Origin of the sequence: Novosphingobium sp. AAP93, from assembly GCF_001296055.1 — a bacterium.
Taxonomy (GTDB): domain Bacteria; phylum Pseudomonadota; class Alphaproteobacteria; order Sphingomonadales; family Sphingomonadaceae; genus Novosphingobium.
On the sequence record NZ_LJHZ01000100.1, the window covers coordinates 36,510 to 62,754 of the forward strand.

Annotated in this window: 22 protein-coding genes; 11 read left to right on the plus strand and 11 right to left on the minus strand. The window is 66.8% G+C overall.

Going from position 1 to position 26,245, the window contains the following annotated elements; translation table 11 throughout:
• The first annotated feature begins 65 nt into the window (after nt 1–65).
• Nucleotides 66–1,433: an MFS transporter gene (locus IP83_RS15200; protein ID WP_054123079.1), complete on the plus strand. Its 1,368-nt coding sequence runs from the start codon at nt 66–68 to the stop codon at nt 1,431–1,433.
• Between the two features lie 119 nt (nt 1,434–1,552).
• Here IP83_RS15200 and IP83_RS15205 read toward each other — a convergent pair whose 3' ends face one another.
• The 3 genes from IP83_RS15205 to IP83_RS15215 are packed head-to-tail and all read right to left on the minus strand — an operon-like array spanning nt 1,553 to nt 5,911.
• A complete protein-coding gene (locus IP83_RS15205) occupies nt 1,553–2,539 on the minus strand; it encodes a dipeptide epimerase (RefSeq protein ID WP_054123080.1) in 987 nt (328 codons plus the stop codon).
• A complete protein-coding gene (locus tag IP83_RS15210) occupies nt 2,530–3,567 on the minus strand; it encodes a DUF1611 domain-containing protein (RefSeq protein WP_197274394.1) in 1,038 nt (345 codons plus the stop codon). The genes IP83_RS15205 and IP83_RS15210 overlap by 10 nt, the downstream gene beginning before the upstream one ends.
• Nucleotide 3,568: 1 nt before the next feature.
• Entirely contained in the window at nt 3,569–5,911 is a 2,343-nt protein-coding gene (locus IP83_RS15215) for a TonB-dependent receptor (protein WP_054123081.1), read from the minus strand.
• Between the two features lie 150 nt (nt 5,912–6,061).
• On the opposite strand from IP83_RS15215, the gene IP83_RS15220 reads away from it, so the two are divergent.
• The 5 genes from IP83_RS15220 to IP83_RS15240 all read left to right on the plus strand — a co-directional run bounded on the left by IP83_RS15220 (nt 6,062) and on the right by IP83_RS15240 (nt 10,372).
• On the plus strand, nt 6,062–6,715 hold the full coding sequence (locus tag IP83_RS15220) for a TetR/AcrR family transcriptional regulator (protein WP_054123082.1): 654 nt from the start codon (nt 6,062–6,064) through the stop codon (nt 6,713–6,715).
• 176 nt (nt 6,716–6,891) lie between these two features.
• The gene (hppD, locus tag IP83_RS15225; RefSeq protein WP_054123083.1) at nt 6,892–8,010 is read left to right on the plus strand and encodes a 4-hydroxyphenylpyruvate dioxygenase; all 1,119 of its coding nucleotides are present in this window, start codon (nt 6,892–6,894) and stop codon (nt 8,008–8,010) included.
• Nucleotides 8,007–8,552 (plus strand): VOC family protein, encoded by a 546-nt coding sequence (locus IP83_RS15230; RefSeq protein WP_054123084.1) that lies wholly within the window; start codon nt 8,007–8,009, stop codon nt 8,550–8,552. The genes hppD and IP83_RS15230 overlap by 4 nt, the downstream gene beginning before the upstream one ends.
• Nucleotides 8,549–9,844, plus strand: a complete 1,296-nt coding sequence (gene fahA / locus IP83_RS15235) for a fumarylacetoacetase (protein ID WP_054123085.1) — start codon at nt 8,549–8,551, stop codon at nt 9,842–9,844. Before IP83_RS15230 ends, fahA begins: the two co-directional genes overlap by 4 nt.
• 12 nt (nt 9,845–9,856) lie before the next feature.
• A complete protein-coding gene (locus IP83_RS15240; RefSeq protein WP_054123086.1) occupies nt 9,857–10,372 on the plus strand; it encodes a nuclear transport factor 2 family protein in 516 nt (171 codons plus the stop codon).
• 3 nt (nt 10,373–10,375) lie between these two features.
• On the opposite strand, the gene IP83_RS15245 is transcribed toward IP83_RS15240, so the two are convergent.
• From IP83_RS15245 to IP83_RS15255, 3 genes are all read right to left on the minus strand, one after another.
• Nucleotides 10,376–11,803 carry a pyridoxal-dependent decarboxylase gene (locus tag IP83_RS15245; protein ID WP_054123087.1) on the minus strand — a complete coding sequence of 476 codons (1,428 nt, stop codon included), beginning with the start codon at nt 11,801–11,803 and terminating at the stop codon, nt 10,376–10,378.
• 76 nt (nt 11,804–11,879) lie between these two features.
• Nucleotides 11,880–14,111 (minus strand): TonB-dependent receptor, encoded by a 2,232-nt coding sequence (locus IP83_RS15250; protein ID WP_054123088.1) that lies wholly within the window; start codon nt 14,109–14,111, stop codon nt 11,880–11,882.
• A gap of 50 nt (nt 14,112–14,161) precedes the next feature.
• On the minus strand, nt 14,162–15,295 hold the full coding sequence (locus IP83_RS15255) for an alpha/beta fold hydrolase (RefSeq protein ID WP_197274395.1): 1,134 nt from the start codon (nt 15,293–15,295) through the stop codon (nt 14,162–14,164).
• A 105-nt stretch (nt 15,296–15,400) separates the two neighbouring features.
• On the opposite strand from IP83_RS15255, the gene IP83_RS15260 reads away from it, so the two are divergent.
• Nucleotides 15,401–16,096, plus strand: coding sequence for a GntR family transcriptional regulator (locus IP83_RS15260; protein WP_054123090.1), 696 nt, complete (start codon nt 15,401–15,403; stop codon nt 16,094–16,096).
• Between the two features lie 8 nt (nt 16,097–16,104).
• Here the strand turns inward: IP83_RS15260 and IP83_RS15265 are convergent, their stop codons facing one another.
• Entirely contained in the window at nt 16,105–16,524 is a 420-nt protein-coding gene (locus IP83_RS15265; RefSeq protein ID WP_054123091.1) for a thioesterase family protein, read from the minus strand.
• Complete coding sequence (locus IP83_RS15270; protein ID WP_054123092.1) at nt 16,524–17,459, minus strand: 3-keto-5-aminohexanoate cleavage protein; 936 nt, start codon at nt 17,457–17,459, stop codon at nt 16,524–16,526. Before IP83_RS15270 ends, IP83_RS15265 begins: the two co-directional genes overlap by 1 nt.
• 156 nt (nt 17,460–17,615) lie before the next feature.
• Here IP83_RS15270 and IP83_RS15275 point away from each other — a divergent pair, with 156 nt between their 5' ends.
• From IP83_RS15275 to IP83_RS15290, 4 genes are read left to right on the plus strand one after another with little or no spacing between them, the layout of a single operon-like run.
• Nucleotides 17,616–18,401, plus strand: a complete 786-nt coding sequence (locus IP83_RS15275; RefSeq protein WP_054123093.1) for an SDR family oxidoreductase — start codon at nt 17,616–17,618, stop codon at nt 18,399–18,401.
• Between the two features lie 32 nt (nt 18,402–18,433).
• Nucleotides 18,434–19,183: a GntR family transcriptional regulator gene (locus IP83_RS15280; protein ID WP_054123094.1), complete on the plus strand. Its 750-nt coding sequence runs from the start codon at nt 18,434–18,436 to the stop codon at nt 19,181–19,183.
• Entirely contained in the window at nt 19,176–20,483 is a 1,308-nt protein-coding gene (locus IP83_RS15285) for an MFS transporter (RefSeq protein ID WP_054123095.1), read from the plus strand. Before IP83_RS15280 ends, IP83_RS15285 begins: the two co-directional genes overlap by 8 nt.
• Nucleotides 20,467–22,707: a penicillin acylase family protein gene (locus IP83_RS15290; protein ID WP_197274396.1), complete on the plus strand. Its 2,241-nt coding sequence runs from the start codon at nt 20,467–20,469 to the stop codon at nt 22,705–22,707. The genes IP83_RS15285 and IP83_RS15290 overlap by 17 nt, the downstream gene beginning before the upstream one ends.
• Here the strand turns inward: IP83_RS15290 and IP83_RS15295 are convergent, their stop codons facing one another.
• The 3 genes from IP83_RS15295 to IP83_RS15305 all read right to left on the minus strand — a co-directional run bounded on the left by IP83_RS15295 (nt 22,708) and on the right by IP83_RS15305 (nt 26,136).
• Nucleotides 22,708–23,787 carry a DUF2817 domain-containing protein gene (locus IP83_RS15295; RefSeq protein WP_054123097.1) on the minus strand — a complete coding sequence of 360 codons (1,080 nt, stop codon included), beginning with the start codon at nt 23,785–23,787 and terminating at the stop codon, nt 22,708–22,710.
• 79 nt (nt 23,788–23,866) lie between these two features.
• Entirely contained in the window at nt 23,867–24,982 is a 1,116-nt protein-coding gene (locus IP83_RS15300) for a CaiB/BaiF CoA-transferase family protein (RefSeq protein WP_054123098.1), read from the minus strand.
• The gene (locus IP83_RS15305; protein WP_054123099.1) at nt 24,982–26,136 is read right to left on the minus strand and encodes an acyl-CoA dehydrogenase family protein; all 1,155 of its coding nucleotides are present in this window, start codon (nt 26,134–26,136) and stop codon (nt 24,982–24,984) included. The genes IP83_RS15300 and IP83_RS15305 overlap by 1 nt, the downstream gene beginning before the upstream one ends.
• Between the last annotated feature and the right edge of the window lie 109 nt (nt 26,137–26,245).

Consider the following 26,245-nt stretch of genomic DNA (forward strand, 5'->3'; position numbering starts at 1 on the left):
CCTTACAGTCCAAACATGCTAGGTTTAAGTTACAAGTAGGTCAACTTGGAAGTAAGGGCGATTTGATGGCAAGCACTGCGACGACGGACGAACCCGCTTCCCTGCTCGGCGAACCTCCCGCCCGCGCCGGTTTCGCCGCCTGGCTTGTGCTCGGTGCACTGTCGCTGATCAGCCTTGTTTCCTTTGCCGATCGCTATGTCTTGCTGCTGGTGAACGAGCAGGTGCGGCAGGCCTTCCACCTCACCGACGTGCAGATCGGGCTGCTGCAAGGCACCGGCACCGCCGTTTGTGGCGCGCTCGCCAGCTATCCGCTTGGCTGGATGACCGGCCGGTTCGACAATCGCTACGTGCTGGCGGGCTGCATTGCCGCATGGAGCCTTGCCGTTGCGCTTTCAGGCCTTTCGCCCAGTTTCGAGGCCATCCTCATTTTCAGCGGGCTTGTCGCGGCGGGTGAAGCTGGCCTGTCACCGGTGGCCTACAGCGCGATCCCGCGGCTGTTCTCCGGCACGCAGCGGCAGATCGCCAATTCGATCTTCGTCGCAACCGCCATCGGCGGCGGCGCGCTTGCCATCGCGCTCGCGGGTCTGCTGGTGGAACTGACGCCTACGGTGCAGCCCTATCTGCCGGGCACACTCGCCAAGATGGAACCATGGCGCGTCAGTTTCCTTCTCGCCGCTGCCGCTGGCCCCGCGATGGTCGCGCTCGCGCTGGTTCTCCCGATCCCGCGCGCGGCGGCGCCCAACCCAGCAGCGACAGAAGCTTCGCCCGCTGGCCCCGCCTTCGGCAGCTACCTCTGGCGCCACCGTGGCCAGCTGTTCCCGCTGGTGCTCGGCTCAGCGCTGGCGGGACTCGCGTTCGGCGCGGTCGGCCCGTGGATTGCGATTGCCGCCGGGCGCCTGTTCAATGCCGCCCCAAGCGAAGTGGGCGCAGGCATGGGTATTGCGCAGATCGGCTCGGCCTTCTCGGCCTTCCTCGTCAGCCTCGTTGTCACGCGCGTTGCGCTTCCCCGCTTCGGAGCAGTGGCCCCGGCAATGGTGCTCGCGTTCACCTCGGTCGGCATGTTGGTGTGCTGCCTTGTCCTCCCGCTCATCCACAGTGCGACAGGGCTCTACGTGTTCTTCGGCTCGTTCGGCCTGTTCCTCTCGCTCGGCGCGATGTTCCAGCCGACGGTCTTCCAGACGCTCGTTCCGGTCTCGCTGATCGGCCGCATGGTCGCGGTGCAGTTCATTGTCACAATGATCTGCGCGGCAATATCAGGCCCCTTGGTCGGCGCCGCGTCCGATGCGCTCGCGGCAGACGGCTCGCATCTCATCACCGCAATGACCGTGGTCGCTATCCCGATCCTCATCCTCGCCGCGCTGACCCTGCAGATGGTGCGTGGCCCCGGATTCCAAGCCGCCAAGGCCGAAGCAGAAGCGCTCAACGCCGCCTGAAGCGGTTGCCCTCGCCTGAACAAGGGCGCATGCTCGAAGTTAGGGGTGAGGACCTCCCGAGCGGCGCGGTTTGCCGGCAGCCCCTCACCCCAACCCTCCCCTTGCGGAGAGGAAACCGGTCAGCCCCAGAGCTCTGGCTTGTGCGGAGCGGCAACCACGCCATTAACGTAGGTGTAGCCCTCAGCCACATCCTCGGCCTGCAGCATCGGCCCGTCGAGGTCCACGAAAGCGCAGCGCTGGGCGAGCACCATCGCAGGGGCCATCGAGAGCGAGGACCCCAGCATGCAGCCCACCATCAGCCCCAGCCCGCGCGCCTGAGCCGCATCGGCCAGCCGCAGCGCGGACGTAAGCCCGCCCGCTTTGTCGAGCTTGATGTTGATCAGCTGGAACCGCCCGACCACCTTGTCGAGATCGGCGATCCCGTCGACCAATTCATCCGCGCAGAGCGGGATCGGCGAAGTCCAGCCATCGAGGCCCGATTCCGCGCCGACCGGGATCGGCTGTTCGAGCAGCGCGACCCCCAGCGGCACCAGCGCGGGGGCAAAGGCTTTCAGCGCCTCCACGCTCCAGGCCTGATTGGCGTCGACAATCAGCCGCGCATCGGGCGCTCCGCGCCGCACAGCTTTGATCGCGCCGACCGGATCGTCCGCCGCCACTTTCACCTTGAGCAGCGGATAGCCCGCATACAGTCGGGCCGCCTCCTCATAGGCCGCCAGATCGCGCATGCCGATGGTGTAGGCTGAACTGATCGAACCCGGCGTGAGGCCGTTGCGGGCAAAGGGATCGCCCTCGCCAGCCTTGGCCTCGAGATCCCACAGCGCCGCATCGAGCGCCATGCGCGCACCGCCGCCAGGGAGCAGATCGATCAGCGCCTCGCGCGCGACGCCCGCCTCCACGATCGGCCGGACCTGCTCGATATCAGCCATCATCGTCGTGGGCGTCTCGCCCTTGTAGGGAATGCCGCAGGCCTCGCCGCGCCCCTTCACACCGTCCTCGCGGGTCAAGGTGACATGGATCGTCGGCTGCTCGGTCATCGAACCGCGCGCGATCGTCAGCACTTCCTTCACCGGCCATTGGCGCGGTTCCATCGCAATCCTCAGGCCCATGCGAGCATCCGTTCCAGAATGGGTTCGACCCCGAAGCGCAGCGGATCGGTTGTCGGCAGGCCGGTCTCGCCCGCGATAACCGTGCACAGCGCGCGTGCTTCGGCTTCGGGGAGCGCGGAGGTGTTGAGGCTGACACCCACAAACATCGCAGCCGGATTGGTCAGACGCGCGATGTCGAGATAGCGGGGGATCGCCACATCCAGCGGCACGATCGGATAGTCCGGGAAGTCGCTGATGCAGGGGCGTCCCGGCTCGTGACAGAGCACCAGCGCATCGGGCTGGCTGCCATTGATCAGACCCACCGTCACCGCCGCATAGGCGGGGTGGAACAGCGAGCCCTGCCCCTCGATCACATCCCAGTGATCCGCCGCCGTGTCAGGCGAAAGACATTCCGCCGCGCCCGCGAGGAAATCGGACACCACCGCATCGAGCGCGACGCCGCCGCCGGCAATCATGATCCCGGTCTGCCCGGTCGCGCGAAAATCTGCGGAAACGCCGCGATCCCTGAGGCCGCGCGCAATCGCCAGCGCCGCATACTTCTTGCCGATGGCGCAATCGGTGCCCACCGTCAGCAATCGCTTGCCGCTGCGCTTGCGCCCGCTCGCCACTGGAAAGCTCAGGCCGCTATGCCGCACGTTGTGCAAGTTGCGCCCCAATTCCACCGCTTTCGCCGCGATTTCGGGCACGGATTCCAGCTGCGTGTGCAGCCCGCTGACAAGATCAAGCCCCGCTTCCAGCGCATCGATCATGCACGGCACCCAGTGCGCGGGCAGCTTGCCGCCGACCGGCGCGACGCCAATCAGCAGCGCCCTGGCACCCGCCGCCACAGCCTCAACCGGGCGCATGTCAGGCAGGCCGATATCGTAGGCATCCGCACCAAGCCGCCACTGCGCGGTGCAGGCCTCAGGTGCCCAGTGACAGACTCCCGCCCCGGTCTTCGCGGCGACAGCACTTTGCGCGTCGCCCACGAAGATCAGGTAGGGCCGTGGCAGCCGCACTTGCGGCACCTCCCCCATTGGCATGGTCATGTCAGAACCGGCCGGAAAGCCGCACTTGCACCGAGCGCGGCTGCACGATGGCGGCCTGACCGGTGGTCCCGTTGAACCCGAACGCGCTGCGATAACCGGTGATCCCGCGCGAGTTCGACACGTTGCGCACGATCGCATCGAGCGTGATGCCAGAGACTTCGATTCCCGCACGCAGGTCCCAGGTGCTATAGGCTGGCAGGTGCGGATTGTTGCTGAGCAGCGGCGCGGCAATGAAATCGCCATTGCGCCCGCCGACATAGGACCATGTCGCGCCCAGATTCGCCGTCACCGAGCCGGTCAGCGGAATGCGGTAGTCACCGGTCACCGTGCTGGTGAAGCGCGGCACGTAGGGCAGATTGTCGCCCGCAGAACCACCGATCCCCGGCACATCCGATCGCAGCGTGGCATCGACGGCGTTGCCCGACCACGCAATCGTCAGGTTCTTTTCCGGCCGCAGCGCCAGCGCCCATTCGACGCCCTGGCTGCGCGCGCGGCCGCCGTTGGTGGTGACGAACAGCGTCGGGCCGCTCTGCGGGGTTACAGCGCCAAGCACCTGCACATCGGTCCAGTCGATCCGATAGAGCGCCACGTCGAACGCCAGCGGGCCGATATCGCCCTTGGTGCCGACTTCGTAGTTGACGGTGTTGTCAGGCCGGAAGCTGCGCGGGATGCCGTTCGTTCCCGCCCCCGGCACGGTCAGCGGACCACCCGGACGATAGCCCGAAGCGATGCGGCTGTAGAGCGAGATGCGGTCGGTCACCGCGAACCGCGGCGCCACCGAGTAGGTGAACTTGTTTTCCTTCGATACGAACGGAACAGACCCCGCGATCGTCGGATCGGCCGCGCTCGGCGGACCGGTGAACACGCCCGGGAAGTTGGTCACCACGCCGTCCTGCCGGATATCGGTGTAGCGCCCACCCAGCGACAGCTCGAAGCGCCCGAACTTGAACGTCACGTCGCCGAAGCCCGACGACTCGTTGTAATTGGCATCGGTGCGCTGTCCGCCAAGCCCAAGCCCGCCAATGCCCGGAATGAACGGCAGCACCGTCAGCTCCCGGCTGGCATCCGCTGCCGAACGCACCACGAAATCCTGACTGAACAGCACATCCTCATAGGAGTGGAACACGCCGACCTGCCACGTCAGCCAACTCGGACCGACGCCCTTCTTCGAGGAAAGCCGCACCTCCTGGTTGAACTTCTGGTGATCGTTGTCCTGCACCAACGGAAGGGTGATCGGCTCGCCGAACAGCCCGCCGAACGCGGCGCCCAGCGTCACGAAGGGCGCCACCGGCCCGTTGCTGATGTCGAAGCCCTGACGCCGGCTCACTTTCACCAGGCTCGTCGAGCTGGTCAGATCGGCAAAGCCCACGTCCCAGTCGATCACGCCGTTGATGAAGCGCGAGCGCGCGCGGTTGCCGCCCTGGAAGCCCTTGCGGTCGCTCGGCGTGCCGCCGACGAGATTGAACGAGCGCGACGTCTCGCTGCCCGGAACCGGCGAACCGACGACTTCGACCACGCCTTCTGCGCCGTATTCCTCGCTCTGATAAGCCCCCGTCACGCGGATCGACAGACGATCGGTCGGCTTCGCCAGCAGCGACACGCGCCCGCCCCGGCGGTTGCCGCGGTTGACATCCTTGAGGCCGAGCAGCGGGTTGTCGATATAGCCAGGCAGATCGATGTAGTAGCCGGCCGCGCGGATCGCGAGCTTGTCGGTGATGAGCGGGATGTTGACCACGGCACGACCGTTGAAGGCGGTCTCGCCCTGATTGACCGATTCAAAACCAACCTCGGCGGCGGCACCCGCCTTCACCAGATCAGGCTTCTTCGTCACGTACTTGACCAGACCACCCTGCGCCGTCGCGCCATAGAGCGTGCCCTGCGGCCCGCGCAGCACTTCCACGCGCTCGAGGTCGTAGGTCTCGAAGTTGGGCGTGACAGTCGAGCCGTTGCTGAGCGCGCTGGTCGAGCTCAGCACGACGTCGTCCATCATCGTCGCAACGCTGGCGCCCGCACCGCCGGTGTTCTGGCCGCGCAGGATCAGGCGCACGTCGGTGCCGCCGCGATCGTCGAGCGAGAAGCCGGGAACGAGTGCGGCAAAGTCGCGGATGTCGGTCAGGCCGCGCTCGTTCAGCACGTCACCGGAGACCGCCGTAACCGCCGACGGAACCTCGACCAGCGACTGTTCGCGCCGGCTTGCGGTGACCACAATCTCGTTTGTCGTCAATTCCTCGGTGGCGGCCGGCGCCTCGGCATAGGCAGCCACAGCCCACAGGCTCGTGCCCGATAGCAGGGCCGAAAGGCCCACCAGTCGCATCGCCAGTCTCTTCGAACCTGCAATCGTCATGTCCCTGCCCCTTGCATTTACAAGTAACTTATATTGTAAGTGGTAGGTGTTTCGGTCAACTCAAATTTCGTTATGCCTCCGCATTGGCTCTAAGTATGGCATATATGCATCAGGCTCCTGCCCGCACCTGGAGGAGGAAAGGCACGCAACGTGAACAGCCAGACCCTAGCATTTGCGCCCGATAGCGCACCGGCGCTGCGTCCAGCGCGCCGCACGCAGGGTGAGCGCAGCGCCGAGACTCGGCGCAAGATTCTCTCCTCGTCGGTCGAACTGCTGCATCAGGTCGGCTATGCTGGTGCGACCACCAGCCAGATCGCCAAGGCGGCCGGTGTCAGCCTCGGCGCGCTGCAGCACCAGTATCCGACCAAGGCGGGCCTCATGGCGGCGGTCGTGCGCCGCTTCGCCACCGAGCGCTTCCTCGCCTATCGCCGCGCGCTGCGGGGCGTGCCGGAGGGCCTCCCGCGCCTCCTCGCGCTGTCCAAGGCCTCGTGGTCGCTGATCGGCACCAAGGAACTCGTCGCAGCGATGGAAATCGAGCTTGCGATGCGCGACGATCCCGAACTTGCCGACGCGATCGGCGATACGCTCTCGCGCCACAGCGCTTTCGTCCGCCGCCTGCTCGCGCGCATTCTCGAGGGGGTCATCAGCCCTGATGACCCGCGTGTCGAGACCGTGCGCCTGCTCAACAACGCGATCATGTTCGGCCTCTCGCTGGAGACGATCCGCGCCGTCCCGCGCGCGCAGATCGAAAAGGCGGTGACGGCTTGGGAAGACGCGATGGTACGGCTGCTGACCACGCCCTGACTAACGGCGCGCGATAACTCCAGCCAGAGTTGCCAAGGACGCACGGAAATCACCAATCACCAACGTTTCATGCGAAATTGATGCATGGATGCGGTATCGCGGCGCTGACTTTGCGCGGACAACGCATGCCCTTTGCGCTATCCTTCTCCCGCAACCGGAATCGTGGGAGAAATGCGTTGAACGCCGAGGCCAAGACAACCGACCTGTTCGACAATCCGCTGGGCCTCGATGGCTTCGAGTTCATCGAATTTTCCGCGCCCCAGCCCGGCCTGCTCGAACCCGTCTTCGCCGCGATGGGCTTCACCCATATCGCCAACCACCGCTCCAAGGCGGTGCAGCTTTGGCGGCAGGGCGGCATCAACCTCATCGCCAACTACGAGCCGAAGAGCCCCGCCGCCTATTTCGCCGCCGAGCATGGCCCCTCCGCCTGCGGCATGGGCTGGCGCGTGCGCAACGCGGCCGATGCCTACCGAGTCGCCCTTGAGCGCGGGGCCGAACCGGTCGAAGTGCGCACCGGCCCGATGGAATTGAGCCTACCCGCCATCCGCGGCATCGGCGGCGCGATCATCTACCTGATCGACCGTTACGAAGGCTCGCCGCTGGGTGACCTCTCGATCTACGACATCGATTTCGTCTACCTGCCGGGGGTGGATCGCCAGCCCAAGGGCGCGGGCTTCCACACCATCGATCACCTCACCCACAACGTCTACGGCGGCCGCATGGCGCATTGGGCGGCGTTCTACGAGCGCATCTTCAACTTCCGCGAGATCCGCTACTTCGACATCAAGGGCGAGTATACCGGCCTCACCAGTCGCGCGATGACCGCCCCGGACGGCAAGATCCGCATTCCACTGAACGAGGAAGCCAAGGCCGGCGGCGGCCAGATCGAGGAATTCCTGCGCGCCTACAATGGCGAGGGCATCCAGCACATCGCCTTCTCGTGCGACGATCTCCTCAGCGCCTGGGACCGCCTCAAGGCGCTCGGCACCCCCTTCATGACCGCGCCGCCCGCGACCTATTACGAGATGCTGGATGAACGCCTCCCCGGCCACGGCGAGCCGGTGGAGGAGCTGCAGAAGCGCGGCATCCTGCTCGATGGCTCAACCGAGAAGGGCGATCCGCGCCTGCTGCTGCAAATCTTCTCCGAAACGCAGATCGGTCCGGTGTTCTTCGAGTTCATCCAGCGCAAGAAGGACGAAGGCTTTGGCGAGGGCAATTTCACCGCATTGTTCCAGTCGATGGAGCGCGACCAGCTGCGCCGCGGCGTGCTGCAGGTGGAAGGAGCCGCCGCATGATCCCGCAGATCCAGCGCATCCACCACGTCGCCTACCGGTGCCGCGACGCCAAGGAGACTGTGGCGTGGTACGAGCGCGTGATGGGCATGCGCTACACCACCGCCTTCGCCGAGGACACCGTACCCTCGACCGGCGAGCACGATCCCTATATGCATGTCTTCCTCGATTGCGGCGGCGGCAATGTGCTGGCGTTCTTCGAGCTGCCCAACCAGCCGGAAATGGGCAAGGATCCCAACACCCCGGCATGGGTTCAGCACCTCGCCTTCGAAGTGGCCGATGAAGCCGCGCTCCATGCGGCGAAGGCGCATCTGGAGGCCGAGGGCATCGACGTGCTCGGGCCGACCTACCACGGCATTTTCCGCTCGATCTACTTCTTCGATCCCAACGGCCACCGGCTGGAACTCGCCTGCAATATCGGCACCCCTGCGCAGTACGCGGAACTGGAAACGCTCGCCCCTGTCATGCTCGAGGAATGGAGCCAGACCAAGCGCGCGCCGCGTCACGCCGAATGGCTGCACAAGGAACCGGGTGCGAGCGAATGATCGACCACACCCACGACCCGGCGGCGGAAAGCTGGGTCGGGTCTGCGCGGGACCACCCTGCGTTTCCGGTGCAGAACCTGCCACTGGGGGTGTTTACTCCAGCGGGCAGCACTGATCCCCGCATCGGCACAGCCATCGGCGACGAAGTGCTGGACCTGCGCGCGATTGCTGCGCTTCTGTCTGCCGAACTGGCCGCACCGCTCGGCGAACCGCGCCTCAATGCCCTGTTCGCGCTGCCCTTCGCGGCCCGCCTGGCGCTGCGCTATGCCCTCTTTACGCTGCTGACCAATGCGGCCCACACCCAAGTCATCAGACCGCACCTGCACCATGCAGACGACTGCACGCTCCTGCTGCCCTTCGCGATCGGCGACTACACCGATTTCTACGTCGGCATCCATCACGCCCGCGCGGTGGGCGCGCTGTTTCGGCCGGACAATCCGCTGCTGCCGAACTACCATCATGTGCCGATCGGCTACCACGCCCGGGCCAGCTCGGTGCAGGCCTCCGGCGCCTCTGTGACCCGCCCCAACGGCCAGACCCTCCCGCCGGGCGAGGCAACACCCATTTTCGGCCCGACCCGCCGTCTCGACTACGAACTCGAACTCGGCCTGTGGATTGCGGGCAGAAATCCGCTCGGCACGCCGGTGCCGATCAGCGAGGCGTGGGAGCGCATCGGCGGCCTATGCCTCCTCAACGACTGGTCCGCGCGCGATGTGCAGGCGTGGGAGTACCAGCCGCTCGGCCCCTTTCTCGCCAAGAACTTCGCCACGACCGTGTCACCCTGGGTGGTGACCCGCGAGGCCTTGGCACCCTTCCGCTGCCCCCCTTCCCCCCGCGCCGAAGGCGAACCGCAGCCGCTGCCCTACTTGCGCGATCCTGCCGACGCCGCGGACGGCATGATCGCCATCGAGCTCGAAGTCCTGCTCGAAACCGCCGCAATGCGCGAGGCTGGTACTGCGCCGCATGTCCTGTCACGCAGCACCGCAGGCGCGGCGATGCACTGGACTCCGGCGCAGCTTGTCACCCACCACACCAGCAATGGCTGCAATCTCGCGCCGGGTGACCTGCTCGGCACCGGCACGCTTTCCGGCCCCGACCCCGCAGGCGCCGGGAGCCTGCTCGAACTCACCAAGGGCGGGCGCGAGCCGATCACCCTGCCCGGCGGCGAGACACGCACCTTCCTTGAAGACGGCGACCGCCTGACCCTGCGCGGCACCGCGCGGCGCGAGGGCTACCGCACCATCGGCTTCAGCGCCTGTACCGGCACAATCCTTCCTGCACCGCTCGCCTGAGGAGTGACCTTGATGATGCCTGCCCGCCTGTTCCGCTCGCTTCCGGCAGCCACCTTGCTCGTGCTCATGCCTGCGGCTGCCCTCGCTGCAGACCCCGTGTCGCCGCCCCCTGCTGCAGCGCCTGCGGGCAGCCAGGCCGCCATGCTTACCAGTCCGGATCCGCAGCTGGCCTCCAACAAGAAGCTGGTGTTCGATTTCTGGCGCGTGGTGATCGAGGCACAGAACCTTGACCGCGCGGGCGATTTCCTTGCCGAGGATTACCTCCAGCACAATCCCAACGTCCCCACCGGCCGCGCCGGGTTTGTGCGTTTCTTCACGCCCTATGCCCACGCTTCGGCACCGGTTGCCGAAATCCGCGGCGGTCTCATTTCCATCACCGCCGAACGCGACATCGTGGTGCTCGCATTCGCGCGGCAGATGCCAGGCAAGACGCCGCAGGACAAACCCTTCACCACCACCGCGTTTGACATGTTTCGTGTGAAGGATGGCCGGATCGTCGAGCACTGGGACGGCGACGTCCCGCGCTGAGGTTCAAGCCAATGCGGCGCTGCGTTTGGCTTCGAGCTGCATAGCTGCCCATGCCCGCGCGACGTCTTCCGGCCCGGTCCGCTCAGACCCGATCGACACGCGCACGAACCAGCGCCCGTCGATCTGCGAGGGTGACAGCCACGCCTCGCCCGAAGCATTGACAGCTGCCGCCCAGCGCTTCGTGTGCGCATCAAGCACATCGCCGGTCAGCCCATCCGGCTCATGCACCACGCAGACTGTCTGCAGCCGCAAGGGCCGCACCAGCCGCCAGCCGGGGGCCTCGGCAACCTTTGCCGCCAGATCTTTGGCCAGCGCCAGATCCTTGCGCAGCTTGGCGCGCAGCCCTTCCGCGCCGAGATCGACGAGCACGAACCAAAGCTTCAATGCCCGGAAGCGGCGTCCCAGCGGCAGGCCCCAATCGCGGTAGTTGCGCACTTCGCTGTCGCGCGCGGACTGGAGATAGGCGGGATTGGTCGACATGACCCGCTCCAGCGCCTCGGGCTCGCGCACGAAGTAAAGGCTGCAATCGAACGGCACGCCGAGCCACTTGTGCGCATTGATCACGATGGAATCGGCCAGCTCGATCCCCGCAAACCGCGCGCGCAATTCGGGCAGGATAAGCGCCGCACCCGCCATTGCCGCATCGACATGGAACCAGATACCGTACTGCGCGGCGAGGCTCGCAATTTCCTCCAGCGGATCGAAGGCAAGTGTACCGGTCGATCCACTGGAAGCCACAACTGCGCAAGGCATACAGCCTGCCGCGATGTCCGCCTCGATCTGTGCGGCAAGCGCATCGAGCGCCATCGCATCGTCCGCGCCGCCGGGTATCTTCCGCAGGTTGTCGCGCCCGAAGCCCGCCAGCAGCGCCGCCTTCTCGACCGAACTGTGGCTGCTCTCGCCATAGTAGACCACCAACGGTCGCTCCAGCGCCCGCAGCCCGCCGCCGAACTGCGCATAGCCCGATGCCCGCTCGCGCGCCGCGAGCAAGGCGACCAGCGTCGCGGTCGAGGCGCTGTCCTGGATCACACCCTGATAGACTGCGGGCAAGCCGAACAGTTCGCGGCACCAGCCGGTGACAACTTCCTCGACCTCGGTCAGCGCGGGCGAGGATTCCCACGAAAGGCCGACACTGCCGAGCACCGCCGAAACGAGTTCGCCCAGCACACCGGCTTCCTGCCCCCCGGTTGGAAACCACCCGAAATAGCGCGGGTGCTGCCAGTGGACCATGTTCGGCAGGACCGCCGTATCGAGCGCAGCGAGCGCCGCCTCAAGCCCGCCCCCCGTTTCGGGCGCTCGTGGCGGCAGCATCGCGCGCACGCGTCCGGGCACAAAGTCGCCGCCGACCGGGCGCTCGGCCAGATCTCGGCGGTAGTCCGCCACCCAATCGACCAGACGGTGCCCCAGCGCCCGGAATTCCTCGTTCGTCATCGCTTCCTCACAGAGCCCGTCCCGATCCCGGCCCGACCCTGCCGAGCAGAGCCGGGCCGGGTCAAGCGGCGACCGCTCAGAAGTTCGCCCGCACCGTAAGTCCGATCGTGCGCGGCTGCAGGCGGAAGGCGACCTTTTCGTTCAGCAGCACCGGCCCGGCAAAGGTGGCGTCGCCCGCGCTGGTCTTGCCGGCGGAGTCGGTGAGGTTGTTGATGAAGCCGACCAGCTCGAAGCGGCCGAAGTCCGCGCCGATGCGCAAGTCCGCTGCGCCGTAGTCGCCGAAGCGGGCACCGGCGCGGTTGAATGCGGTATAGGCCGGGCCGACATAGCGGGCGGCAAGGCGCGCATAGACCTCGGTCTTGCCGAGCTCGAAGCGGTACTCGGCAAAGCCATTGGCCTGCGATTCGGGCGAAGCGGCAAGCTTGTCACCCGGCACCACCGTCACGACGCCCGCCGCCGTCCCCAGCCCTTCGGTGCGCTGCGCGATCTCGTTGCTGGCGAAGTTGAACGCCGCGCCCAGCGTGAAGTGATCGGTCAGCCGCGCCGTACCCTCGAACTCCACGCCATAGAGATGCGCGCGGCCCGCGTTGCCGGTGTACTGGCCAATGTTGTTGACGAGCGAGACCTGGATGTCCTTCCAGCCGATGTAGTAACCGGCCAGAGCGAAATCGAGGCGCCCGTCGAACAGGCGGCCCTTCACGCCGACTTCATAGTTCCACAGGCTGTCCGAGCTGTAAGTCGGGGGCGAGCGGCGACCGCCCACGCCCGACGTCACGTTGATCCCGCCCACCCGGTAGCCGCGCGCGGCCGCCGCATAGAGGCTGAGATCCTGCGTGGGGCGCCAGGTGATCGAGAAGTGCGGGGTTACCGGCGTGTTGCGCTGGTTAAAGGTCCGGTTGACATAGGAATCGGGTGCCAGCGAGAACACCGGCAGGAAGCCGCCGGTGCGCACATCGTTACGCAGCGTCACGCGCGAGACGCGCACGCCGGCCGAGATGTCGATCTTGTCGCCCAGCGTGTACGTCGCCTCACCGAACCCGGCATATTCGATCTGGCGGCCCTTGATGTTGAGATCGACGACGTTGTCCCCGCCGATGATCGGCACCAGACCCGGCGAGCGCGCCTGTTGTCCGGCAGTGATATCGGCATCGAGGTAGAAGGCGCCGACCGTCCACTTGAACGGCCCGGTGCCGTTCGAGGCAATGCGCACTTCCTGCGTGAATATCTTGCCGTTGTTGGGCGAGATATCGCTGCTGTAGCCTTCCTGCACGTTCTGGAAGCCGGAAAGAATGCCGGTCACCAGCGGGAAGTAGTACCCGTTCTGGCTGATGTAGCGCAGCTTGCGGTCGTGGTAGGTGCTCTGCGAGGTGACCGTGAAGCTGCCCGCATCGTACTTGAGATTGAGACCGACGATCGAGTTGCGGCCCCTGAATGCGGTGTCGACACGGCCGATGGTCACCTGATTGTGGTCCGGACCGTCATAGTTGCTGCCACCGTTCGATTTGTCGAAGATCGACTGGTAAAGCCAGCTCAGATCGGCCTGAAAAGTCTCGGTCGCTTGCCAATGGAGCGTGGCGCGGCCGCCGTAGGTCTCCGAGCCGTTCTCGTCCTTGCGCCCGGTGCGCTGATTGTCGACCCAGCCTGCATCGCCGAAGGCATAGCCAGAAGCGCGCAGCGCCAGCTTGCCAGGGATCAGCGGGATGTTGACCGTCGCCTGCCCGCTGCCGTTTGTCCCGCCGTCCTTGGTGAAGGAGACAGAGCCCTCGATCCGGCCCGAGGCGGTATCGACATCGGGCTTGCGCGTCACATAGCGCAGCGCACCCGCCAGCGAGCCCGAGCCGAACAGCGTCCCCTGCGGCCCGCGTAGCACCTCTACGCGCTCGACATCGATCAGGCGCAGGTTGGTGGTGCCGGCGTTGGCCGTCGGATCAAGCGGAATGTCGTCATAAAGCTGCTGCACGGTGTTCTGGCGAATGCCGCTGACCGTGCCCGTGGTAACGCCGCGGATGGTGATGTTGGCAAGGCTGCGCGCCCCGGCAGACGGATTGTTGACCCCTGCCGTATTGGCCAGAATGTCGCGCAATTCGGTCGCGCCGCGGCGGCGCAGATCGACATCGGTCACCGCCACGATGCTCGCGGGCACATCGATCAGCCGCTGCTCGCGCTTGGAGGCGGTGACGATGATCTCGTTGCCGAGAAGCTCCTTCGTCTCGGTGCTGTCGGATGCGGCGGCATCGGCGGCGAATACCGGCTGAGCAGTGGCGGCGAGCAGCGCGATCGCGGTGCCGCAAAGGTACCTCATGTGCATGATTGAACTCCCCGTTTTCAAATGTCCGTGCTGAAACATCGCGCGCACCCTCATTCGCGCGCCGTGGCGACCGGCCGGACCTTGCCGACCAGCTCGACGAGAAAGCGCCCCGGCTCCTCGAGCATCACGAAATGCGAGGCGTTCTCGAAGGTGACGAACGTCTTGGCCGGCGCGCTCAGCTTTCCGAAATAGCGCTGCGCGGTGACGTAGGGCGTCATCAGGTCGTGCCGCCCCATGAAGAAGAACACCGGCATCTTGAAGGCGAGCCCACGCCTTTCGAGCTGCGGCCCCTCCTTCAGTTCCTTGCCCAGCGACATGCCGAACCAGCTGTTGCCGATCGGCCAGCCCATGAGGTCCTTGGCGTCATATTCGGGAGAAAGAACCGGGAGCTGATAGAGCAGCTCCAGATCGCTCCAGCCGTACCAGCCGCCGCCGACGGCCTTCACCCACTTGCGCACCTCGATGATCTTGGTGATGTCGATCGTGCCATCGGGGTTCGGATAGGGCGCCAGCGCCTCAAGCCCCTTGATCGCGGCCTCGTTGTGCTGCCTGCGCGCCTCGGCAAGCCCGCCGTTGTAGACGTCGCGCTCGGCATCATCGAACACCTGCCCGACACCGACATAGGCCGAGATCAGCTCGGGATGCTTGAGCGCCAGCGCGGTGCCGATCCAGGTGCCATAGGAAAAGCCCATCACCACCACGCGCCGCTGGCCCAGCTTGCCCCGCAACGCGCCGATCACCTCGGCCGCATCGTCGACCAGCCGGTCGAGCGACATCGTCGGCGCCAGTTTCTCGCCATCGGTCGACTGCCAGTTTTTGCCCGCGCCGCGCTGCTCCCAGTTGACCACGGTGAAGTAGTCTTCCCAGCCGTTCTGGTAGGCCCACGTGAGCGGCAGCGTGGGCGTGCCCGGCCCGCCGTGGAGCACGAGCAGCACCGGGTTCGCCTTGTCGCGTCCGCGGATCGATATCCACTGTTTCACCCCGCCGATCTCGACCTGCTCAAGCGTATCGATCCCGTTCGGGGTGTGGATCGAGCGCAGCTTGCCGATGATCCCGGTGAACGCCCCGCGCTGGCTGAGCTGCGCATCGCTCGGCGGGCCTTCCACGGCGAGCGCCGGTGCGGCCCATGCGGCGAGCAGCGCCAGCAACGCCGCGCGCAGGATCTGCAGGATAGGCTGGGCCATGAACGACATGCTCCCCTGTCGCGGCCGGTCTTGCGCCGGGCGCCCAAATCTGGTGCTTGTAGCGCGCCGCTCCGCCGCGTGGGGCGTGGGGGAAGGACGGGCGCGATGAGTGAAGGACCCGAGCACGACGCCGTCGGAGGGCGCACGGCCCGTGCCACGCAGCGCGACAAGGTCTACCTTGATCTCAAGCGGATGCTCATGCTCGGAAGCTTTCCCGCCGGTGCCTCGCTCCCCGTGCGCAAGCTCTGCGAGGAGCTCGGCGTCGGCACCATGCCGGTGCGCGATGCGGTGCAGCGCCTCGCCGCCGAAGGCGCGCTCGATGCGCTGCCCAACGGCCGGCTGCGCGTGCCCTTGCTCGAAACGGCCGAGATCGAGGAACTCTTCGCACTGCGCCTGCTGATCGAACCGCATGCCGCGGCCCGCGCCGCCGAAGCGGCGACCGGCGAAACGTTCGCCAGTCTCGAAGCCGCGCTCGCCGCACTGGAGTCCTTCGATCTCCCTGCCGCGGTCGATAGCGCGCAGCTCTCTGCAAACCTCGCCTTCCACTTCGCGATCTACCGGATGACCGGATCGCCGCAGCTGGTCCAGATCATCGAGAACCTGTGGCTGCGCTTCGGCCCGCTGCTGACCGGCTTCATGACCACCGGCGACAGCGCGCAGGCCTACCGCGCCGAGCAGACGGTGCTCCACCGCCGTCTCGTCGAGGCCGTGCGCATGCGCGATCCGGACTTCGCCCGCAGTGCGATGAAGGCAATCATCGAGCGCAGCAGCCGTGCCGCCCGCGAGATCGGCGCGCGCTGACCCGGCGCTCATGCTGTGGGCTCCGCAACCGGAAGCAGCGCCGCCGCGCGCTCGCGCAGCGCCGGGCTGAGCGGTGCTGACCGGCGCGCAGCCTTGTCGAAGCGCACCGAGACCGCCAGCATCCGCGCATGAATCAGTGCGCCGTCGGTGGAGCGCATCTCGTGCACCGCGCGCAGCGACGACGTGCCCATCGCCTCGATCATGCTGTCGATCACCACCAGCGCGCCCGCTGGCACTTCGGCGCGGTAGTCGATCTCGTGCCGCACATCCGCCCACGACAGCGCCGGATCATCGCCAATGCCGCGCGTGAGCAGGTCCATCAGGTGATAGGAGGCGACATCGAACATCAGCATGTACTGCGATGTCGTCAGATGCCCCTGCTGGTCGCAGAGCCAGGGGAAGGCAACGCCGCGATAGGTCTCGGCCATCAGAACGCCACCTTGTCGCCGCCCTTGAGGCTCAGCATCTCGCGCGCCTCGGCGGGTGTGGCGATCTCCAGCCCGAGGCTTTCGAGAATGCCGCGGATCTTGCGCACCTGCTGCGCATTGCTCTCTGCCAACTGGCCGCGCTCGATATAGAGGCTGTCTTCCAGCCCCACGCGGACATTGCCGCCAAGCAATGCGCCCATCGCAAGGAAGCGCATCTGGTCGCGCCCGATGGCGAAGCACGAGAGATAGTAATCGTCGCCGAACAGGCGGTCGGCGGTTTCCTTCATGTGGAGCAGATGGCTGAACTGCGGCCCGATCCCGCCGAGAACGCCGAGGATGCACTGGATCAGCATCGGCCCGCGGATCAGCCCGCGATCGCGGAAATGCGCGAGGTTGTAGAGGTGGCCGACGTCGTAGCACTCGTACTCGAACATCGTGCTGCGTTCGTGGTGCAACTCGGTGATGATCTGCTCGATCTGCGCGAAGGTATTGCTCTGGAAGCCGCTTCGGGTGCTTTCGAGGAAGGGCTTCTCCCAATCGTACTTCCAGTCCTTGTACCGTTCGGCGAGGCCGTGCGCGCCGAAGTTCATCGTGCCCATGTTGAGCGAAGTGAGTTCCGGGCTGGCGCGGCGCGGTGCGGCGAGACGGTCGTCGATGGTCATGCCCGGGCCGCCGCCGGTGGTGATATTGATCACCGCGTCGGTCATCTGGCGGATGCGCGGCAGGAACTGCATGAAAACATCGGCATCGGCGGTCGGCCGCCCGTCGACCGGATTGCGCGCATGGAGATGGAGGATCGCCGCACCCGCCTCAGCCGCCTCGACCGACTGCTCGACGATCTGATCGGGCGTGATCGGCAAGTGGGGTGACATCGTCGGCGTGTGGATCGAGCCGGTCACCGCACAGGTGATCACCACTTTGCCCGCCTTGCGCATGCCCCGCTCCTCCCTTGCTATGGCGTTCCCTGCCGTTTCCCCGGTTCTGCGCTCATACCGGCGTCATCGTACGCGCCGGAAGATTGTCTCTGGCAATATCTGCTATACCAGTTTAAGAATGCTGCCAAGACAATTTTGATCAAATTCGGAGAGGGCATGGAATCGCAGGGTGGCGAGAAGCAAGCCGAGGATGCCGGTCTGGTCGTCGTCACCGGCGGCGCCACCAGCGTCGGCCGGGCCACCGCGCTCGCCTTTGCCGAGGGCGGACGGCGCGTCTTCGTGGCAGACCGTTCGGAAGAAGCGATTGCAGCGCTCTCCCACCCCGCCATCACCGCGCGCTGTGTCGATGTGATGGATGAAGGCGCAGTCGCGAGCTTCTTCGCCGAAGTGCGCGGCTGCGGCCCGGTCGAGGTGCTCGTCAACACCGTCGGGCTTGGCGGCCCGCGCGGCCTGGCCGAGGACCTCGGCTATCAGGAGTTCATGGAAACCATCGCCGGATCTGCCGGCGCCACCTTCCTCTGCTGCCGCGAAGTCATCCCGCAGATGAAGGCGCGCGGGCGCGGTGCGATCATCAACTTTTCGAGCTCCTCCACCCGCACCGGCCTGCCCGGACGCACCGCCTATATCGCAGCCAAAGGCGCGCTCGAGGCGATGACGCGCAATCTGGCGCGCGAACTGGGGCCCTTCGGCGTGCGCATCAACGCCATCCTCCCCGGCGCGATCGACAACCCCCGGCTCGATGCGCTTATCCGCGCCGGTGCCGCAGAGCGCGGCGAGAACCCGGAAGCCTTCGAGCGGCACCTGCTGCGCTTCATCTCGATGCGCACGCGCATTGCAGTGGAGGATCTTGCCGCCACTGTCCTGTTCCTCGCCTCCCCCGCCGCGCGCCATATCACCGGGCAATTGCTGGGCGTGGATGGCAACGCGGAATGGGAGGAGTAGGCTTGCGCCATGCCCTGCAAGGAGACGCAGCCATGAACATCGCGGCACCGACGGAAGGCAGCACCCAGCGCCGCGCGCGCAGCCGCCGCGCGGCACCCGAACTGGCGCGGATCGACCCGTCCGGGGCCGATCCGCTCGAGCAGCAGGTCTATCGCAGCATCCGCGATGCACTGATCGGCGGCCGGGTGGCAGCGGGTGTCGGCCTTTCGGTACGTTCGCTCGCGGAAACGCTGGGAGTCAGTGCCGCGCCAGTGCGCGATGCGCTGAAGCGGCTGGAGGCAGACGGCGTACTCTTCGCGCGGCCCCGCAGCGGCTTCTCCACCCGCCCGCTCGACGCCGCCGAATATGCCGACCTCCTCGATGTCCGGCTTCGGCTGGAGCCCCATGCCGCCGCGCTCGCCGCGCGCCGCGCGCGGCCCGACGACCTCGCCGCCATCGCCGCAGCGCACGAAGGCTATAGCCGTGCGCTGGCAGAAGGCGCGGAAGGGACACGCATTGCCGCACATAACCAGCGCTTCCACTTCGCGATCTACCGCGCGGCGCAGAACCCGGTGCTGCTCGATCTGATCTCCAACCTGTGGGTCCGCCTCGGGCCGGTGCTCGCCCGGGTGACGCCCGACCTGATCCCCGGCGGGCATGATCACCACGCGCTCGCGCTCGACGCCATCCGCGAAGGCCGCGCCGATATCGCCGCTCAGGCCATCGACGAAGACCTCTCCGGCGCCGCGCGCAGCATTTCGGCGACGATCGCAGCCCTGCAGGCATCGGGCAGCGATGGCTGAAGTCTCCACCCGCGCGGCCTGGACCACGGTCGGCGTGCTGACGCTGGCCTATGTGTTCTCCTATCTCGACCGGCAGATCCTTGTCCTGCTGGTCGGGCCGGTGCGGGCCGATCTCCAGATCGGCGATACCGCGTTCAGCCTGCTTGCCGGCGCCGCTTTCGCGCTCTTCTACGCGGTCATGGCGCTCCCGCTCGCGGTGATTGCTGACCGCGGTTCGCGCAAACGTTTGATCCTCGCCGGGGTCGCCGTCTGGGGCAGCATGACGATCCTGTGCGGCCTCAGCACCAGCTTTGCCATGCTGTTCTTCGCGCGCATGGGGGTGGGTATCGGTGAAGCGGCGCTCACGCCCACTGCCTATTCGCTGATTGCAGACCTGTTCGCGCCGGAAAAGCGCGGGAGGGCGATGGGGGTGTTCACCACGGCGACGTTCCTCGGCAGCGGGCTCTCGCTGCTTGGCGGCGGCGCGGTGGTCACGCTGGTGAGCGGGATGCCGCCGGGGGCCGCTCCCTTCGGCCTTCATCCATGGCAGCTCGCTTTCGTCGCGGTCGGTGCGCTTACGCTGCTGCTGCTCCTGCCGCTGCGCGCGATTGCCGATCCACCCCGACACCACGCGGCGCAGACAAGCGGCCTCGGCGCAGCCGCCGCGCATATCTGGCGTGAACGCGCGGCCTACGCGCCGATGTTCCTTGGCATTCCTTTCGCCAGCATGATCGTCTACGGCGTGCAGGCTTGGCTGCCGACGCTATTCATCCGCGGCTATGGCTGGAGCGCGGGCGAAGCGGGCGCGATGCTTGGCGCGGTCACGCTGGTGGCCGGTATCGGCGGCGGCATTGCCAGTGGCGCTTTGGCAGACCGTTGGCGCGCGCGCGGCAAAGGCGATGCGGCGCTGCGGCTCAACGCCATGCTGGTCGTCATCTCCGTACCGCTGCCTGCGCTGATCGCCTTCGCCCCGAGCGCCACGGCCGCGCTGGTCATGGCCGGGCTGTTCGTACTCGTTTCGTCGCTCACCGTCCCGCTAGCGCCAACCGCGCTGCAGGCGATCACCCCGCCGCCGCTGCGCGCGCAAGTCTCGGCGCTGTTCCTGCTCGCGGTCAATCTCCTCGGCATCGGCGTCGGCCCGACCGCTGTCGCGCTCACCAGCGACCTCGTGTTTTCCGGCGACAAGGCCATCGGCTCGGCGCTCGCGCTGGTGGGAACGCTTAGTTACCTCGCGAGCGCGCTGCTGCTGTTGCGCGGGCTCGGGGCCTATGGCCGCACCGTTGTGGCGTTGGAAGGAGGATCAGATGTCATCAGGGTTTAGCCGCCTGTTGTTGTTCGTCTCGGCATTGCTCCTCAGCGCCGGCGCCGCGCAGGCTGAACCCGCTCCGCAGCCGGGCGCACCGGAAATCTACCGCGACGGCTGGGACGTGCCGCATATCTATGCCGCCAGCGAGACGGACGGCTACTTCGCGCTCGGCTACGCCATGGCGCAGGACCGCATCGCCGGCCTCGCCTTCAGCGTCCTGCGCGCACGCGGCACGCTCGCGGCGAACCTCACGCCCGCCGACATCCCCGCCTATGCGCAGATGCTGGCGAGCACGCAGGACGATCTCGTCGCGCTCGATTACGAAGCGCGCCTTTGGCAGCTTCACGCCCACGCACAGCGCACCGTCAGTCGGCTGGAGCCGCAAGTGCAGCGCGACTATGCAGCCTTCATTGCCGGCATCGCAGCATGGCGGAAGGCCAATCCGTCCCTCGTACCAAGCTGGGTACCAGCAGACATCACCGTGGCCGACCTCGTTGCGATGGGCCATTCGGACGTCTGGCTCTCCTACTGGGCCGGCATCGGCAGCGACGATTGCGTGCGCGGCGGCGTGGAACCCTTCCGCCCCAAGGCAGGCCCGCGCGGCGCGTCCAATGGCTGGGTGCTGATGCCGAGCCGGACCACCACCGGCGGCGCAGTCCTGCTCTCCGATCCGCACGGACCGATCGATGGCCGCTTCGTCTATGAATACCGGCTCCATGCCCCGGGGCTGGAATCGGCAGGCTTCGCCCAAGGGCCCATGCTGCTCATCGCGCGCAATGCATCGGTTGGCTGGGCCTTCACCACCGGCTCGCCCGACGTCTCGGACTGCTACGTCGTCCGCCGCGTAGCAACCGGCGCCTGGCGTTACCTGTTCGATGGCAAGGCGCGGCCGATCACGCGCTTTCCCATCGATATCGCGGTCAAAGGTGGGCCAAAACGGCACTTCACGGGCGCATATACCCGCCACAACGGCGTCTATTCCCCGGTGATCGCCGAAGACGCAAAAAAGGTCTGGATTGTCTCCACCCCCTACATCGAACATCTCGAAGGCATCCACAACGCCGCCTGGCGCATGAATCGCGCCCGCCGCGCGGGGGATTTCGCGCAGGCGCTCGACGTGCCCGGAATGCCGATCCAGAACGTGACCGCCGCCGATACCCACGGCGACAGCTTCTACATCCACGCCGGCATGACCCCGCGCCGCCCGCCGGGTTTCGACTGGCAGCAGCCGCAGGACGGCAACACCTCGCGGACGGCATGGCGCGGCTATCACCCGACAAGCGATCTCTTCACGCTGCGCTCGCCGGCCGCCGGCTACGTCGCGAACAACAATGTCGATCCGCGCTTCATGTATCCCGATGGCGAACCGACGGCCGCGGCGAAAATGCCCAACTATCTCCTTGCCGAAGGCTGGACGCCCGAAGGCCGCCGCACCGACCGCGAGGACCGGTTCCTGCTCGCAGTAGCCGGAACGCCGAAGTTCGACGAGGAAACTGCGCGGCAGATGGCGCTCGATGTCACGGTTTCGCGCAGCGACCGCTGGACCGCGCTGGTGAAGGCGGCAGCCTCTGCCGCGCCGGGCAACGGCGCCTTCACTGCCGATCTTGCCAAGTTCGACGGTGCGCTCAGGGCGGATTCCACCGCCGCGCTCAAATACATGCTCTGGCGCCGCGCCCTCCGGCCCGGACTGAACGACGCGACCGCCCGCAATCTGGCCGAGGTGGTCATGAAGGGCGCCTCCCCCGGCACGGACCTCGTTGCCACCGCCGCCCGCGCGCTGGACGCTGCAGCAAAGGAGGCAGCCGTCCTGCCCCAAGGCCTCGCCACGCCCTATGGCGCGGTCTACCGCATCGTCAGCGACGGGGTGAGCCTGCCGATGTCGGGCGGTCGGCTGGGCGCGGATATCGGCGGCAAGGACAAGCCCGGCCCCGAATGCCGGATCGAGCCGCTGCTGTGCCCGACCACGCTTTTCGCGATCGGCTATGGCCCGCCCGCTGCCGATGGCACCCGCACCGCCGTCGTCGGCTCGCGGATGATGCGGCTCGATTTCTACGGTCCGCAGGGCATCCGCTCGTTCACGATGCAGAACCCCGGCACCAGCCTCGATCCCGCTTCCCCCCACGCCACCGACCAGATGCGCGCTCTCATCAGCCAGCGCGCTCTGAAGCCCGTCGCCTGGACGTGGGAGGCGCTTGCAGGCGAGGTCAAAAGCAAGGTCGTGCTGCAGCGCGAACGCTGATCAGCGCGGCCCCGGATCGGTCACCATCCGATCGATCGCCGCAAGCCCTGCCGCCAGCACCGCACTGCGCCACGCAGGCGCTGCGGGATAGAACTTCTCGCGGCACCACCGGCGCAGCGGATGGGCTTCGGAACTCGCCAGCGAGCCATAGTTGGCATGGACCGAATAGGCGCGCATCTGCTCCACATCCCGGTCAACGCCGTCGGTGCCGTATTCCAGCCCGATCGAGCATACCTCTGGATGATGCGGCAGATCCGCCCAGCTGTCGAACGGCGCGCGCGGATGCTGCGGGATCATCACGTCGCTGCCCTGCAGGAACAGCTGCCCGGAAAACCAATGCTCGGCAAGGGCATAGCAGCGGCTGCCGGATGGCTGGGTGGGGATGAACAGCGCTTCGCCCGGCGCGCCGAACCCGGTGTGGACATCGAGCACATCGATCCGCGCGGCGCGGCTCGCCCAGCGCGCCCCGCAACCATCGATCAGCCTGCTCGACCAAGTCTCGCCGCGCCCGTTGAAGCCCATCCCGCGCGGAAAATCGTGCTGGCCCCGGCGAATACTGCTCGCGACCGCATCGAAGCCCTCGCGCGCGATCAGGTCAGCAAAGGCGCGGTCGGCGGCCTCGCGCTCGGGCCCTGCCACGTGGCGCGGATTGATGATCGCCTCGTGCTCGGCATAAAACGAATTTGCCGGGAAATCGGGCCCGCGATAGACGAGGTTGCGGAACAGATCGACATTGTCCTCGTTCTCGCGCCGGTCCCACGCCGCGCCCCAGGGATTGACCTGATGGAGAAACAGCAGCGCTGTCCCCTCCGGCAACGGCGGACGGTCCGCCCGGTCAAGCCATGCGGTCTGGATCGCCGCACCGGCATGGCCTTCGATCCCGTGGACGCCCGAGATCACCGCGATCAGCCGTGGCGCCTGTGGATCACCGAGAAACGCGGTAGCCGCCCCGATTGCCTCCCCGTCAGGCCCGGCAAGCGGATGGGGATGGACCTCGACCAGCGCACCGGCCGACGCTGCGGCAGCCAGGAAGCGCGTCTGCGCCTGTGCCACCGTATCCGAAAAGGGAAACTCGCTCACGCCGCACTCCAACGCCGGTGGAATGCCGATCCGACCATATTTTGATCAAATTGTCCACCGCCGCTACTCATGGCCCCCTTCACTCCGCCGCAAACTCGCGGCGCAGCGCAGGCCCATCGGCATCCAGCGGCGGAATGACGGAAGGCAGCACCGCCGGGCGCCCCGCCGGTCGCGGCACGTCGAACGCCTTGCCTCCCACCTCGCCCGCAATCCGCCGCAATGCCGGATGGACGGCGACATCCGCCACTTGCGAGACGCGCCCCCACGCGATGCGGTGCCGATCGAGCAGCGCGCTGGCTTCGGCCATGGTGCGCGCCGCGAAGACCTTGCCGACAATCTGCCCTAGCACTTCGCGATGCGCCACGCGGTCCGGGTTGGTCGCAAAACGCGGATCGTCCGCCAGCGCGGCATCCCCTAGGACCCCTGCGCAGAACCGCCGCCATTCATCGGGCGACTGGATCGAGATCATCAGCGTCGCGTCGCGGCAGGCATAGGCGGCATAAGGATAGATCCCCGCGTGTTCGAGCCCGTGCCGCCCCGTCGCGCGCCCGGCCTGTTCCAGATGGAGCAGCGGCACCGCCATCCAGTCGGCCATCGCATCGAACATTGCGATCTCGATCGCCGCCCCGCGCCCCGTCCTGCCCTTGCCGATCAGCGCTTCAAGGATCGCGGCATGCGCGTTCATGCCCGTCGCGATGTCTGCAATTGAAACGCCGACTTTGGCCATGGCATCCTGCGTACCCGTCACCGCGCAAATGCCCGCCTCGGCCTGAACCAGCATGTCATAGGCGCGCATGTCCTTCGCGCCGGTTTCCTGCCCATACCCGCAGATGTCGACCGCCACGATGCCCGGATAGCGCGCGACCAGCGAAGCCGCATCGAGCCCCAGCCGCGCCGCAGCACCGGGCGCCATGTTCTGGATGAACACATCGGCTTTCGCCACCATCCGTTCGATCATCGCGCGGTCGGCAGCATCCTTTGCATCGACGACAATGCTTTCCTTGCCCCGGTTGAGCCACGCGAAATAGGCCGAAGTCCCATGCACCGCCGCGTCATAATGCCGCGCCGTCTCGCCGCCCGCACGCTCGAGCTTGATCACCCGCGCCCCGCCATCGGCTAGCTGGCGCGTGCACAGCGGCGCCGCGACCGCCTGCTCCAGCGCCACCACCAGCAGGCCTGCAAGCGCTCCCGGCATCAGTAGCTGCGCGGCAGGCCAAGCTCGTGCTCGGCGAGGTAGGCAAGGATCAGGTTCGTCGAAATGGGTGCCACCTGATAGAGCCGCGTCTCGCGCAGCTTGCGCTCCACATCATACTCGGCGGCAAAACCGAAGCCGCCATGCGTCTGCACGCAGACATTGCCTGCCTCCCACGAGGCATCCGCCGCCAGCATCTTGGCCATGTTCGCCTCGGCACCCGCATTGCCGCCCGTCTCGTAGACTTCGGCCGCCTTGTGCACCATCAGCTCGGCCGCGCGCATCGCGGCATAGGCCTTGGCGATGGGAAACTGCACGCCCTGATTGGCTCCGATGGCCCGCCCGAACACCTGCCGCTCCCTGGCATAGCCGCTCGCCCGCTCGATGAACCACTTGGCATCGCCGATGCATTCGGCAGCGATCAGGATGCGTTCGGCGTTCATGCCCGAGAGGATATAGCGGAAGCCTTTTCCCTCTTCACCAATCAGGTTTGCGGCGGGCACAGGCACGTCGTCGAACCAGATTTCGGTCGTCGCATGGTTCATCATCGTGCGGATCGGGCGGATCTCCATGCCGTTCGCGCGGGCATGCGCCATGTCGACGATGAACACCGACAGCCCGTCGCCCTTGCGCGCGACCTCCTCGCGCGGCGTGGTGCGCGCCAGCAGGATCATCAGGTCGGAATGCTCGGCCCGGCTGGTCCAGACTTTCTGCCCGCTGATGCGGTAAGTATCGCCCTCCCGCCGCGCGAAAGTGCGCAGCGAGAGCGTGTCGGTCCCGCTCGTCGGCTCGGTCACGCCGAAGGCCTGCAAGCGAAGTTCGCCGCGCGCGATGGCCGGCAGGTAGCGCGCCTTCTGCGCCTCGCTGCCATGCCGCAGCAGCGTGCCCATCGTGTACATCTGTGCATGGCAGGCCGAGCCGTTGCACCCTGCGCGCTGCACTTCCTCAAGGATCGCGCAAGCCGCCGAAAGCGGCAGGCCCGATCCACCATAGGCCTCCGGGATCAACGCGGCGAGGAAACCGCTGTGGGTCAGCGCGGCGACGAATTCGCTCGGATAGGCCATCCGCGCATCGAGATCGCGCCAGTAACTGCCGGAAAAATCAGCGCAAAGCGCGGCGACCGCAGCGCGGATATCGGTATAGTCGGGCTGTGACATGGGCCCGCCACTACCAGCCGCGGCTCGGCCCCACAAAGACGAAGTCATGCGGGTCAGCTATAGCAATCAGGCATAGCTGACTGGTCCAGATGTTGCGAGACCGGGCAGG